Origin of the sequence: Nocardia aurantiaca, assembly GCF_009708175.1 — a bacterium.
Classification (GTDB): Bacteria; Actinomycetota; Actinomycetes; order Mycobacteriales; family Mycobacteriaceae; genus Nocardia; species Nocardia aurantiaca.
The window spans coordinates 1-12330 of the sequence record NZ_WMBB01000003.1; the positions used below are offsets into that span (position 1 = coordinate 1).

Below are 12330 nucleotides of genomic sequence, written 5' to 3' on the forward strand. Positions count from 1 at the left end.
CGCACCAGAAAGGTGCTCCTCACACTGCGTACTTCGATCTTCAGCAAATCGAATTATCGCAGTTCAGAGCACCTTTCGCCATTTCTACGCGACGACCAGCTCAACCGCCATGATTGGCCGAGGTTAGTGTGGGGCGTCGCGGCCGCCGCGGGAGTGTCGGTGTTGCTCACCGCTTCGGAATTGGCCTACACCACGCTGCGGATTGCCGGCGCGATCTATCTGATCTGGATGGGCGTGGGCATGCTGCGAGGTGTGCTGCGCCGCCGCGCCGCGCTCGACGCCGAGCCGGACCTGGCCGACTCGTCGCACGGCATCGTCGGATCCTGGGCCCGCGCGGGGTGGGCACTAATCTGCTCAATCCCAAGGTCGGTGTCTTCTACATGGCGATGCTGCCGCAGTTCATCCCGGCCGGGTCGTCGCATCTGCTGATGGGTGCGGTGATGGCGATGGTGCACAATCTCGAGGGCGTGGTCTGGTTCACTGCCATCATCTGCACGGCGGGCCTCGCCCGGTCCTGGCTCAACCGAGACCGGGTGCGCCGGACGATGGACGCGGTGACCGGAGCCGTGCTGGTCGGATTCGGCGTCGATCTGGCCGTGGGTCGGCGGTAGCTCTCGACTTCGACCTCCCCACCCGGAACCGACGCACAGGCGAAGATCGCCAACCGCCGGCGGATGCCGGATCTGGCAGAAGGGGGAACGTGATGGTCGGTCGATGGAGAATCGGTGGCGCGATCTTGGCGCTGATCGCGGTCGGGCTGTGCGCGTGCACGGGAGCACCCGATCGCCGCGGCCAGGCCGCACGGCTGCAGACCGAGATCGCGACGATGCCGGGCGTGCAATCGTTTTCGGCAAACGTCACCAACGACTTCGAACACGGCGCCAACCTCGGACTCGAGGCCGACATGCGCACGGCGACCGAGGATCAGATCGCGGCGGTGGCCGCGCGGATCAAGCAACTCGAGGGCGACGACTTCGACGAATACCGGCAGCACGCCGTATTCACCGTCGCCGACAAGACCGAGGTCAAACGCGATGCGGACTTCGACCCGAACCAGATCGCCGACGATGCCCGACGCCTGCGGCAGGTCACCTCGGCCGTCCCGACCGACACCGAAAAAATCAGTTGGTTCCACTCGAAATCCGCCAGCATCATGGACTTTGGAGAATCTCGATATCCGCAAGACATCCTCGCCGCGGTACGCGGCGCGATCGACGATCAGCCAGTGCAGGTGACGATCTTCGGCCGTTCGAACTCCGAACTCCTGATCTGGACAGTCAACTTTCCGTTCACCGCCGACGAACAGACCGCCGTGGTGAACGTGTTGAACGGACTTCCGACATCGGTCAGCGCCGTCACGATCGAGAACGGACATGTGTCGCGGCTATCGATCGGTCTCATGGACCGAACCGATTCCGAACCCACCGTGGACACCGTCATCAACTCGATCGGCCCGTCCGCACAGCACCCCTTGTTCCTGCAGTGGCGCGACTACTACCGCCCCGAACCCAACAGTCTTCGCTTCTCCGGATCGGTCGACGTCCACGCCTGCGACTACGGCGATCCCACCGTCGGTGACAATGCCCCCGAGAAGTACTACACCGCCACCGCCATCGCGCTGCAGAAGAGCCTGCGCGAACGATACGACTCCTGCCACAGGTAGCAGGACACGCGGGGCGCTGATCATGCCGCACTGCAACCGATCTGCCGCAGCAATCGATAACCTTCGGTCATCCGTCGCGACGACACTTGCTGATGGTCGCTTCGGGGGCGGCGTCGCCTTGACTGGCGAAGCTGTATTCCTGATGCACACGGCAGACGACCCGATCCCCTGGCCGAACTCCTTCTGGCACTGGGATCTTGTGGTCCTTGATCACGTCTTCGTTGAGCAGGAGCACGTCCTCGCCGGGGCCGGGAGGCCGGATCGAATCCTTGATCACGGTGTCTGCGAGGTCTCGCGCATCGACGGCGCTGCCGGTATCCAGCCCGGGTTTCGGTGTTGGCCAGACGAAGACGACGTCTCCGTCCCACAAGTTGCTCTTCTTGAACAAGCTGCACGATGACAACGTCGCGGCGACGATCGGCACGAGGATCAGGACCGCGATCAGATGCAGCAATTCCCTGCGACGACGGCGCGGCCGGCCAGATGATTGAAGTTGCGCCGCCCTCACCGGACCTCTTTGTCCTGTCTCCGCCATGTCCCGCCCCATTTCACCGAATCCCTTCGATCTCACCGATCAATCCGATCATGATGTAGGCGATTCGTGATGGTCTCCGTATGCCGTGAGTGTCACGGACCCGACGGGCGGCCGATTTTCCACCACAGTGCCCAGCAGACGTGTAGTAGATGTTGGCGGACAGTGCGATCCGAGTCGCGGTCACCATCCGACGAGACGACGGGGTCGGCGGAGAGAAGGTCGCGCACGCGGCCGTCGCGGGCGTCCACGCCGTCGTCGTACACGACCGGCATCGGCATCGAAATCCCACGCCTGGACGACTTCAAGGCGCTCAACGACCTGCTCGGCAAAGGGAACTCGGCCCTGGCCCAGGGCACCGACATCGATCGCGGCCTGCTCAAACAGGGAGCGGAGATCGCGGGCACCAAAGCCGGGTTCATCCCCAACAACAGCACCGACACCCCGAACTCCGTAGCGAACATGCTGCTCAGCCGCGCCGGAACCGACAACGTCGCCGTCAACGACTTCCTCACCGGCGGTCCCACACAACCCGACGGCACACACCACATGGACGTCACCGTCACCCCGGGCGGCAAATACGACGTCGGCTCGCATATCGCCGACGTGATCAACCACGATTGGAAAGGGCAAGACAGCGGCGTCTCGACGGTCATCCGCACGGCCGGTGAGTTCGCCACCGAGCCCAACGCATCACTGCGAGATCTCTCGGGTGGATCGACGCGCGCACTCGCGAACTATGTCGGTGCGCATGGGGACGACCTGCTGCATATCAACACCCTCGCCGGCCCGAAGGAACTAGGCGTCGCCAACCCGGGGATGACTCAGGCGCTGGCAGCCACCTTGACTCCCTACATTCCTGACATGGTCGGAGTGAACTCCGCTCTTCTCCACACCGGCGGGTTCGGCGGTGGTACGGATCCCGACGCCGTCAAGAACATCTTCGCGGTGATCGACTCCGACAAGACCGCCGCGACACAATTCAACAGTTCGGCCTACGCGGCTGTCTCCCAGCTGAATCAGCAGTTCGGAACCGGCGGAGGCAAGGACTATCAACTGGCAACCTGGGCCGGCAACATCGATGCCTCGGCCCGGGACGGGATGCAATCCGAGTTCAGAGCAAGGGGACTCCAGCAAGCCAACGACCTGAAGGCAGAACAGGCGATCTTCGACTCGTTGAAGGATGGGACCGCCTTCTCCGTCAAACAGATTCCGCTCATCGGCAACGCCGTGGAGCTGGAAGTCAAGATGACCTCACCAGAAGTGAAGGCATGGCTACTCGGATCGGTACCCGATCTACACGAAACCGTCGACCTGAGCGCGAACGCCAATCCTGGACAGCGGTTCTACAACATCCTGCAAGGCATGGCGCTCACGCCGGGCAGCGAGAATCTACGATCGGACCCGAACATCGGGCAGTACTTCAACCCGAGCACTGGTGAACTGAAGTCCCTCGAGGAAATCGCCGGCAACGCACCGAGCACGACCCTGACCGAGTTCGAGGCCGCCATGCGCCGGTTTCAGCCCAACCTCGCCAACTACGACGCCAGCTGGACCAACGCACACGGGAAGGATGGGTTACCGCACAAATGAAACGTGGACGAATGTTCGAGTTCGCCAGCCGCACAGCAGTGTTCGTCTCGGCCGTCATCATGGCAGCAGGGTGCTCGAACGACCATGAACCAGCCGCGCCCTATCGAATTCCCGACCGGGCACAGTTCTCCTACCGATGGTCTGCCGCTGCCGGACTTCCACTCGACTCCGATCCGGCGATCGTGACCCGCGCGACCATCGAATCAGCGTTCATCGCCGCGGCTGGGAAGACAACCGACAAGCCCGACGACAGCACCGGCTACCCCGGCTATAAGCATGCCGTGGCACCCACGCGAAACAATCCTCAGAATTATCGGGAGCGGTCAGGCAGCATCGACTATCTCTACGATGCCTGGAACTCGAGCAACCTCTCCTCCCACGGTTCCATTCAAGGCACGGTCTACGCCTACCTCGTTTCGCTGCAAAAAGCCCCTGGTGATCAGCCGGTCCACACCATGGATGCCATGGCTTGCGTATGGTTCAACGGCCTGACCGCCAGCTCATCATCCGGGGACTTCCACTCGCTGATGGTGGCGGTCCCCGATGCGGTCACGTTGAAAATGTGGCCGATGTGGAGCTCGGCACCGGCCCCCGGCCCGGCGAGGCGCTGGCGCTGCGCTGGTCCGATGTCGACCTCAAGTCGACTCCGCCGCGACTGACGTTCAGCGGCACCATCATTCGACTCAAGGGCAAGAAGGAGGACGGCAAGGGCTTGATCCGCCAGGAGTGGACGAAAACCGACTCCGGCTATCGGACCGTCGTCATCCCGCCGTTCGTCGTCGAGACGCTGAAGCGAGTTAAGGAGGAAGCCGAGGACAACGACCTCGACCTTGTCTTTACCAGCCGTGACGGCGGCATCTGGGACCCACACAACTTCAACCGGCTGTGGAGGCAGGCCCGTGGCACCAAGTTCGAATGGGTCACGCCGAAAACGTTTCGCAAGACAGTCGCGTCGATGATCGCCGAGGAGTACGGACCGCGGGCCCCCGCCCAGCAGCTGGGCCACGCCAACGACTCCGTGACCAAACGCCACTACATCGACCAGCCCACCGTGGCACCAGATTTCACCACCGCACTGAACCGCCTCGCAGGCTGAATCCGTGTCGTTCACGGGCACAAAAAGGAAAAACCAGGTACGAACTGAAGCGTTCGCCCTGGTTATTGCTCCCCCATCTGGACTCGAACCAGAAACCTGCCGATTAACAGTCGGCTGCTCTGCCAATTGAGCTATAGGGGATTGTTTCCCTGGCTGATCCTTCCGGACCGGCCGGGGAAAACTTTAGCGTATCGGTTGTACAGTTCCCAAATCGCGGCTCTACCTGCGGGGATGTGGATGGGGTGCCGGATCGACAGGCGGGGGTGGGGTCGGGCAGGATGGTGGGGCGACTGGTCTATGGGAGGAGCTTCTCGGGATGCTGCGGTTGATCATCGGTGTTGCGGCCGGGTATGTGCTGGGCGCTAAGGCCGGGCGGGCTCGGTATGAGCAGATCAGCAAGACGACCCGCGCGATCAGCGAGAGCCCGGTCACACGGAAGGTCGTGCAGATGGGGCGGCAGAAGCTCGCGGACAAGTTGAGCACCCAGCCGAAGCTGGAGCCGATGGTGCCGCTGGATGAGCGCACCACGATCCTCGTGCCCCAGGATCAGCTGCGCCGCTGAGGGTTTGGGACTTTGCCCCTTGCCCCCTCGTGCCTCACACCCCTGCCGTAGAGCGGCGGGCTTCGCCGCCTGCCACCTCTGCGGTGAGAGGCCACCTGCCGCCTTTGACGTGGGAAGCAGGCACCTGCCGCCTGTGCGATGGGAACAGGAACAGGCAGCTGCGCTTACGCGGCGGAGCCGCCGCCTGCGAAGTCGGCCGAGTTGCCCATGGCCTGGGTGAGCAGGCTCTTGCGGTATTGCTCCAGCGCAACCAGGTCGCCGAACAGAGCCATGTAGGCGTCGGGCTCTTCGGTGGAGGAGATGCGTTGGAGTTTGGACTTCAGTTCGGCGATCTGGCGGCCTACCCAGGCTTCCTGGGTGCGGGCGAGGACGCCGGTGACGAAGCGGGGGATGTCGTCGGCGGATTTGACCGGTAGGGGTTCGGCGGCCAGCTCGGAGACCATGGCGCGGAGGGTGAGGTCGTCGGTGTGGTCGGCGACGGCGGTCACCCATTCGGCGCCGGTGAGGCCCGCGGCCGTACCGCCCGCTTCGGCGATGGCCGCGCGGACCGCGATGAACGCGGGGTGTGTAAAGGCTTCCGGCTCCAGGGAATCGAAGACCGGGCCCGCGAAGACCGGGTATTGCAGGGCCGCGGCCAGGGTTTGGCGTTGCGGGAGCAGGGTGGGGTCGGCGGGGTTGGGGCGGGCCGCGGGGGCGGGGGAAACCTCGTGGCGGGGTTGGCGTTCGGGGATGCCGGGCTTGGCGCCGGTGCGAGAGCCCTTGCGGGCTTCCTCACCGACGCGGCGGACCACCTGCTGGATGTCGTCCCAGCCGACCCAGCCGGCCAGTTTGGTGGCGTAGGCCTTGCGGAGGGCGAAGTCCTTGATCTGGGAGACGACGGGGACGGCGCGGCGCAGCGCCTCGACCTGGCCTTCGGGGGTGTCGAGGTCGTGCTCGGCGAGGAGGCCGCGGATGACGAACTCGTACAACGGGACTCGGCGGGCGACGAGGTCGCGGATTGCGCCGTCGCCGTTGCGCTGGCGGAGTTCGCAGGGGTCGAGGCCGTCGGGGGCGACGGCGATATAGGTCTGGCCCGCGAGTTTCTGGTCGCCGGAGAAGGCTTTCAGGGCCGCGGCCTGGCCGGCTTCGTCGCCGTCGAAGGTGTAGATGATCTCGCCGCGCCAGAAATTGTCGTCCATGAGCAGGCGGCGGAGGATGGCGAGGTGCTCATCGCCGAAGGCGGTGCCGCAGGAGGCGACGGCGGTCTTGACGCCGGCCAGGTGCATGGCCATGACGTCGGTGTAGCCCTCGACGACAACGGCCTGGTGGCCCTTGGCGATTTCGCGTTTGGCGTGGTCGAGGCCGAAGAGGACCTGAGACTTCTTGTACAGCAACGTTTCCGAGGTGTTGATGTACTTGGCGGTCATGGTGTCGTCATCGTAGAGACGGCGGGCGCCGAAGCCGATGACCTCGCCCCCGAGATTGCGGATGGGCCACAGCAGGCGGCGGTTGAAGCGGTCCATGGGGCCGCGCTGGCCCTGTTTGGACAGGCCCGCGGCCTCCAGCTCCTTGAAATCGAAACCCTTGCGCAGCAGGTGTTTCGTGAGGGTGTCCCAGCCGCCGGGGGCATAGCCGCAGCCGAACTGACGGGCCGCGTTGTGATCGAAGTTGCGGTCGGTGAGGTACTTGCGGGCCGCCTCGGCGCCGGGCTCGCCGAGCTGGGAGACGTAGAATTCATGGGCGGCCGCATTGGCGGCGACCAGGCGGGCGCGGGTGCCGCGGTCGCGCTGGACCGAGGTGCCGCCGCCCTCGTAGGTGATCTTGTAGCCGATGCGGTCGGCCAGCTGCTCGACGGCCTCGACGAAACCGACGTGCTCGATCTTCTGAAGGAAGGCGAAGGCATCGCCGCCCTCGCCGCACCCGAAGCAGTGGAAGACGCCGTGATTGGGGCGCACGTGGAAGGACGGGGTCTTCTCGTCGTGGAAGGGGCACAGACCCTTCATGGAGTCGGCGCCGGCGCGCTTGAGGGTCACGTACTCACCCACGACATCCTCGATCCGGACACGTTCACGAATCGCCGCGATATCGCGGTCAGGAAGTCGGCCTGCCACGCAGCGAGTCTAGCGCCCGTCCGCCTCCCCGAGACTTCAGCGCACAATCCCGCCACCCCGAGACTTCAGCGCACAACCTGGAGCCGTTGCCCGTTCCACACGCGTGCCGGCGGTCAGGTGACACGATAATTTCGGACGTACCCGACGAGTTACCCCACTCGCAGCGAAATCAGTTGTCCCGTCCCCAACGACGAACTGTGGAACCGGGCTGGGAGGATCTATCGGTGCTCAGCCTCTATCACCACGCCCGGACGCCGGTGCATGCCGTGCCCGCCGGGGCGAAGGTGCTGGTGCTTGCTGCCGCGGGAACGGCGTTGTTCTTCGTGCCGTCGATCGGGTGGGTGGGGGTCGCGCTGGCGGTGGTGCTCGGTTTGTCCGCGGTCGCGCGGATTCCGTGGCGGACGACCTGGCGGCAGGTCCTCGGGCTGGCACCGTTTCTGGCGTTGATCGTGGTCGCGCAGGTGATCTTCACCGACTGGCACACCGCGATCCTGGTCGGCGAACGCCTGCTCACGCTGATCCTGCTCGCCAATCTGGTGACGCTGACCACACGCACCTCGGCGATGGTCGAGGCCATCGAGCGGGCGCTCGGCCCGCTCAGGCCGCTGGGTGTCCGCCCCGAGCGTGTGGGCCTGCTGGTCGCCATGACCATCCGATTCATCCCGGTCATTCGCGACCAGGCCGAACTCGTGCGCTCGGCCCAGCGCGCCCGCGGTATCGAGCGCAGCACGGTCTTCCTGGTCCCGCTACTGATCCGCACACTGCGCATGGCCGATGGCGTAGGTGAGGCACTGGACGCCCGCGGACTGGACTGAAAGCTCCGAACCACGGCGTTTTAGGATGCCTCGGTGCGTAGTAGGGATTTGGCGCAGATCGCGCTGTTCGCGGCAATCATGGTGGTGTTGGGATTCTTCCCCCTCATTCAGCTGCCGGGCGCCTTCGCACCGTTCACCTCGCAAACCCTGGGTGTCATCCTGGCCGGGTCGATTCTGGGCGCGAAACGCGGAGCGCTGGCGATCCTGCTGTTCGACGTGCTGGTCTTCGTCGGTCTGCCGGTGCTGCCGGGCGGGCGCGGCGGGCTGTCGGTGATCATGGGCCCGACGGGTGGCTTCGTGATCGCCTATCCGATCGGCGCGCTGGTGATCGGATTGCTCACCGAACGCGCGTGGAAGCACTACAACCTGCCCATCGCCCTGCTGATCAACTTCCTCGGCGGCGCGATCGTGCTGTACGCCATCGGCATTCCGTGGATGGCCGCGGCCGCGCACATCTCCCTCGGCAAGGCGATCACCACCTCGGTGGCGTTCCTGCCGGGCGACGTGGTCAAGACCGTGATCGGCTCGCTGACCGCGGTCGCGGTTCGCAAGGCGTATCCGATGATTCCGGCGCACGCGTGATCGAGCTCGACGGCGTCTCGCACCGGTTCGGGGAGCGCGAGGTCCTGCGCGCTCTCGATCTGAGCCTGAGCGAGAACAGGATTGCCGTCATCGGCTCCAACGGGTCCGGCAAGTCCACATTCGCGCGGCTGCTCAATGGACTCCAGGTGCCCACCGCAGGCCAGGTCAGGGTCGACGGACTCGATACCCGCAAGCAGGGCAAGGCCGTTCGCAAACTGGTCGGATTCGTCTTCCAGGATCCCGATGTGCAGATCGTCATGCCGACGGTCGCCGAGGATCTGGCGTTCGGGCTCAAGCACCACGGCGTCGCCAAGTCCGAGATCGCGGACCGCGTCACCGAGACCCTCGCCGAGTACGGGCTCACCGCCTTTCGCGACCACCCGGCGCATTTGCTCAGCGGCGGTCAGAAGCAGCTGCTCGCCATTGCCGCGGTGCTGTCCGTAGGGCCGAAGTACGTGGTGTTCGACGAACCCACCACCCTGCTCGACCTGCGCAATAAACGCCGCATTTCCCGTCTGCTGCAGGAACTTCCGCAGCAGCTGATCGTCGTCTCACACGATTTGGACCTGCTCGCCGATTTCGATCGCGTGCTGGTCTTCGACGAGGGCCGCCTGGTCGCCGACGGCCCGCCGGCCGACACCATCGCGCACTACGTGGCCCTGCACGCCACGTACTGAGATGCGCGCCACGAATTGATCGGCGTGGCGGTCCCAGTCCCCGCCGCCGCTCACCGCCTCACTCCTCGCGCCCGAAGAGATGCCGCCGCACATGCGCGTTCAACCGCTGCCCCGGCCGCGCGTTGAACGCCATGTGCACGCTCACCCGCGGAATCTCCCCCTGCACCGGCGTCACGCGGTGCCGCGACCGCCGTCCGGCGTGCAGTACCAGCGTCCCCGGCACCGTCGGCAGCATCTTCACCATGTGCCGGTGCCGCATGGGCAGCCCGCCCCCGCGCTCGATGAACGCCCCGGGCAGCGGAATGTACTCGAGCGCCCCGCCCCGCTGCGGCGCGACGATGTGCAGCATGACCGTGTAATCCGACATGTCGTAATGCCAGTCCTGCACGTCCCCGTTCTCGTGGATCTGCACCGTCATCGCCCCCAGCTCGTCGGCGGAGCGGTACGCCTGCTCCCCCACCAGATGGGACACGAACTCCCGCAACGGTTCCCAGCGGTAGAGCGCCTTCAACGGCGAGGAATCCGGGATTCGATCACAGGCCACCGTGTACTCGAACCGCATGGCGTCACCCAGGCCGTCGGAGAGCACGTCCGCGGCCATCTCGGTCACCACCGCGGGCCTCAGGAATTCGGGCAGCACGGTGACACCGCTGACCAGGAAGTCCGCCTGCGCCCGCTCGATCACCTCGCGCAGCCGTGCCACGGACCGCCGGTCCAGCGGATACCTGTCCAGGTCGACTATGCCGTCCACCTCGCGTGTCATCGCGCCCCCTGCCGCCGGATCCACCGAATTCAGGGTATCGCGGCGGCGATGCGTTCCAGGCGGCTCTCCGTATAGGACGCGATCTGATCCACGATCACCCGCACCCGCGCGGTGTCGTCGTCCGCCGCCTCCCACCAGGGCAGCAGCAGCCGGTCCAGCCCGTGCGGGGCGGCGGCGAGCAACCGGTCGGCGACCAGCAGGATGCGTTCGCGCTGCCCGGCCTGGCGCACCCGGTGGATGGGGTCGGAGAGCACGTAGCGCAGCGCCATGGTCTTGAGCATCGCGACCTCGGCGGCCGCGATGCGCGGCACCTCGAGATCGGCCGCGTAGCGCGATAATTGGCGGCCGCCCCAGGCGGCGCGGGTGGCCTCCACGGCGGCGGTGGCGAAGCGGCCGACCAGATCGCTGGTCAGGTGTTTCAAGGCCACGGAGGCACGCAGGGAGCCATCGTATTCGGCCGCCGCGGAGACCACCGGCATCTCGGAGAGCCGTTGCGCCGCGGCGACCATTTCGTCCACCGTGAGCGAAGGATGCTGGCGCGCACCGAGTTCCGCCAACGCCACCTGTTCGACCGGATCGGCCAACGCGCGCAGGTCGATGTGGCCCACGATCACCCCGTCCTCGACGTCGTGCACCGAGTAGGCGACATCGTCGGACCAGTCCATGATCTGCGATTCCAGGCACTGGCGGCGGTCGGGCGTGCCCTTACGGACCCAGTCCAGGCGGTCCATGTCCACACCGTAGGCGCCGAACTTGGAGCCGGGACCCATTCTGCCCCAAGGGTATTTGATGACGGCGTCGAGGGCGGCCCGCGTCGGGTTGAGTCCGAAGCTGACGCCCTGATCGTCGATCACCTTGGGTTCGAGCCGGGTGAGGATGCGCAGATTCTGGGCGTTGCCCTCGAAACCGCCGTGCGCGTCGGCGAATTGGTCCAGCGCCTTCTCGCCATTGTGGCCATACGGCGGATGCCCGATATCGTGCGCGAGCCCGGCCAGGTCCACCAGGTCCGGATCGCAGCCCAGGCTGTCGGCGATGCTGCGCCCGATCTGCGCGACCTCCAGCGAGTGGGTCAGCCGCGTGCGCGGGGTGTCCCCGTCGCGCGGACCCATCACCTGCGTCTTGTCCGCCAGCCGCCGCAGTGCCGCCGAGTGCAGCACCCGCGCCCGGTCGCGCGCGAACTCACTGCGCCGGGCCGGGCACGGCGACCAGCTCAGTCCCGCGGTCCGATCGGTTTCGGGCACCATGCGCTCCCGATCGGCATCGGAGTACACCCGGTCATAGTCGATACGCGCGTTCATCTCTCACTGATCCGCTGTGTATTTGAAGTCCGCCGAGAAATGGGTCAGCTGGTACCAGAGCAACGCGAAGGTCTCCCGGAAGATGCCGTGCGCCTGCGATTCCCGGGTGTACACCGCCGGGCCGGTACGGGTGGGCGCGGTCCAGGCGGCCAGCCCGGCGTCGCGGGCCATGGTGCGGGTACGCAGCGAATGCCAGGGGTCGCTGACCAGCACCACCGACGACTTGCCGCGCGCCAGTAGCGCTTTCGACACCGCCTCCACACTCTGCAGGGTGTCGGAACCGGTTTCGACGGCCAGGATCCGGTCCTCCGGCACGCCACGGTCTCTCAGATACTTCTTGCCGGAGGCGGCCTCGGTGTAGTTGTCGCCGACCTGCTTGCCGCCCACGGTGACGACCATCGGCGCGATCTGCTTGCGGTACAGCTTGTACGCCTGGTCCAATCGCGCCTCGAACACCGAGGAGGGGGTGCCGTCGTACTGGGCCGCGCCCAGCACCACGATGGCGTCGGCGGGGGTGTAGTCGTCGATGCGGGCCACCTGCCAGACCCGCACCGCGGTGCCGCCCACCACCACGATGCCCATGAGCAGCGAACCGATCAGCAACCGCCGGGCCCAGCGCAGCACGCTGTTACCTCCCGAGGGGTTGGAATCGGTCATGT

15 protein-coding genes and 1 tRNA gene are annotated in these 12330 nt (G+C 65.8%); 10 read left to right on the top strand and 6 right to left on the bottom strand.

Going from position 1 to position 12330, the window contains the following annotated elements:
• The 3 genes from GLP40_RS34345 to GLP40_RS06255 form a co-directional block, all read left to right on the top strand.
• On the top strand, positions 1 to 429 hold a 429-nt coding region (locus tag GLP40_RS34345), incomplete at its 5' end, for a LysE family translocator (RefSeq protein WP_196054543.1).
• A complete protein-coding gene (locus GLP40_RS34350; protein WP_268867079.1) occupies positions 387 to 611 on the top strand; it encodes a LysE family translocator in 225 nt (74 codons plus the stop codon). The genes GLP40_RS34345 and GLP40_RS34350, both read left to right, overlap by 43 nt.
• Before the next feature lie 92 nt (positions 612 to 703).
• Complete coding sequence (locus GLP40_RS06255) at positions 704 to 1663, top strand: hypothetical protein (RefSeq protein ID WP_154786922.1); 960 nt, start codon at positions 704 to 706, stop codon at positions 1661 to 1663.
• Positions 1664 to 1730: 67 nt separating this feature from the next.
• Here GLP40_RS06255 and GLP40_RS06260 read toward each other — a convergent pair whose 3' ends face one another.
• The gene (locus GLP40_RS06260) at positions 1731 to 2171 is read right to left on the bottom strand and encodes a hypothetical protein (protein ID WP_154786923.1); all 441 of its coding nucleotides are present in this window, start codon (positions 2169 to 2171) and stop codon (positions 1731 to 1733) included.
• A 189-nt stretch (positions 2172 to 2360) separates the two neighbouring features.
• Here GLP40_RS06260 and GLP40_RS06265 point away from each other — a divergent pair, with 189 nt between their 5' ends.
• From GLP40_RS06265 to GLP40_RS06270, 3 genes are read left to right on the top strand one after another with little or no spacing between them, the layout of a single operon-like run.
• Complete coding sequence (locus GLP40_RS06265; RefSeq protein ID WP_154786924.1) at positions 2361 to 3788, top strand: TPR repeat region-containing protein; 1428 nt, start codon at positions 2361 to 2363, stop codon at positions 3786 to 3788.
• A gap of 11 nt (positions 3789 to 3799) precedes the next feature.
• Positions 3800 to 4447 carry a hypothetical protein gene (locus GLP40_RS33160; RefSeq protein ID WP_196054545.1) on the top strand — a complete coding sequence of 216 codons (648 nt, stop codon included), beginning with the start codon at positions 3800 to 3802 and terminating at the stop codon, positions 4445 to 4447.
• Positions 4360 to 4884 (top strand): tyrosine-type recombinase/integrase, encoded by a 525-nt coding sequence (locus GLP40_RS06270; RefSeq protein WP_196054546.1) that lies wholly within the window; start codon positions 4360 to 4362, stop codon positions 4882 to 4884. Before GLP40_RS33160 ends, GLP40_RS06270 begins: the two co-directional genes overlap by 88 nt.
• 68 nt (positions 4885 to 4952) lie before the next feature.
• Here the strand turns inward: GLP40_RS06270 and GLP40_RS06275 are convergent.
• Positions 4953 to 5025 (bottom strand) — tRNA-Asn (locus tag GLP40_RS06275).
• Positions 5026 to 5200: 175 nt separating this feature from the next.
• Between GLP40_RS06275 and GLP40_RS06280 the strand changes: the two genes are divergently transcribed.
• Positions 5201 to 5446 (top strand): hypothetical protein, encoded by a 246-nt coding sequence (locus GLP40_RS06280; protein ID WP_154786926.1) that lies wholly within the window; start codon positions 5201 to 5203, stop codon positions 5444 to 5446.
• A 164-nt stretch (positions 5447 to 5610) separates the two neighbouring features.
• On the opposite strand, the gene dnaG is transcribed toward GLP40_RS06280, so the two are convergent.
• Entirely contained in the window at positions 5611 to 7536 is a 1926-nt protein-coding gene (gene dnaG, locus GLP40_RS06285) for a DNA primase (protein ID WP_328289781.1), read from the bottom strand.
• Positions 7537 to 7760: 224 nt separating this feature from the next.
• Between dnaG and GLP40_RS06290 the strand changes: the two genes are divergently transcribed.
• Genes GLP40_RS06290 through GLP40_RS06300 form a run of 3 tightly spaced genes read left to right on the top strand, consistent with a single transcriptional unit; the run spans position 7761 to position 9610 of the window.
• Entirely contained in the window at positions 7761 to 8351 is a 591-nt protein-coding gene (locus GLP40_RS06290; RefSeq protein WP_328289782.1) for an energy-coupling factor transporter transmembrane component T family protein, read from the top strand.
• Between the two features lie 33 nt (positions 8352 to 8384).
• Positions 8385 to 8933, top strand: coding sequence for a biotin transporter BioY (locus GLP40_RS06295; RefSeq protein ID WP_328289783.1), 549 nt, complete (start codon positions 8385 to 8387; stop codon positions 8931 to 8933).
• A complete protein-coding gene (locus GLP40_RS06300; RefSeq protein ID WP_328289784.1) occupies positions 8930 to 9610 on the top strand; it encodes an energy-coupling factor ABC transporter ATP-binding protein in 681 nt (226 codons plus the stop codon). Before GLP40_RS06295 ends, GLP40_RS06300 begins: the two co-directional genes overlap by 4 nt.
• Positions 9611 to 9668: 58 nt before the next feature.
• Here the strand turns inward: GLP40_RS06300 and GLP40_RS06305 are convergent, their stop codons facing one another.
• From GLP40_RS06305 to GLP40_RS06315, 3 genes are read right to left on the bottom strand one after another with little or no spacing between them, the layout of a single operon-like run.
• A complete protein-coding gene (locus GLP40_RS06305) occupies positions 9669 to 10397 on the bottom strand; it encodes a HalD/BesD family halogenase (RefSeq protein ID WP_154786928.1) in 729 nt (242 codons plus the stop codon).
• Between the two features lie 5 nt (positions 10398 to 10402).
• Positions 10403 to 11671: a deoxyguanosinetriphosphate triphosphohydrolase gene (locus GLP40_RS06310; RefSeq protein ID WP_154786929.1), complete on the bottom strand. Its 1269-nt coding sequence runs from the start codon at positions 11669 to 11671 to the stop codon at positions 10403 to 10405.
• 3 nt (positions 11672 to 11674) lie between these two features.
• Positions 11675 to 12328, bottom strand: a complete 654-nt coding sequence (locus GLP40_RS06315; RefSeq protein ID WP_154786930.1) for a YdcF family protein — start codon at positions 12326 to 12328, stop codon at positions 11675 to 11677.
• Between the last annotated feature and the right edge of the window lie 2 nt (positions 12329 to 12330).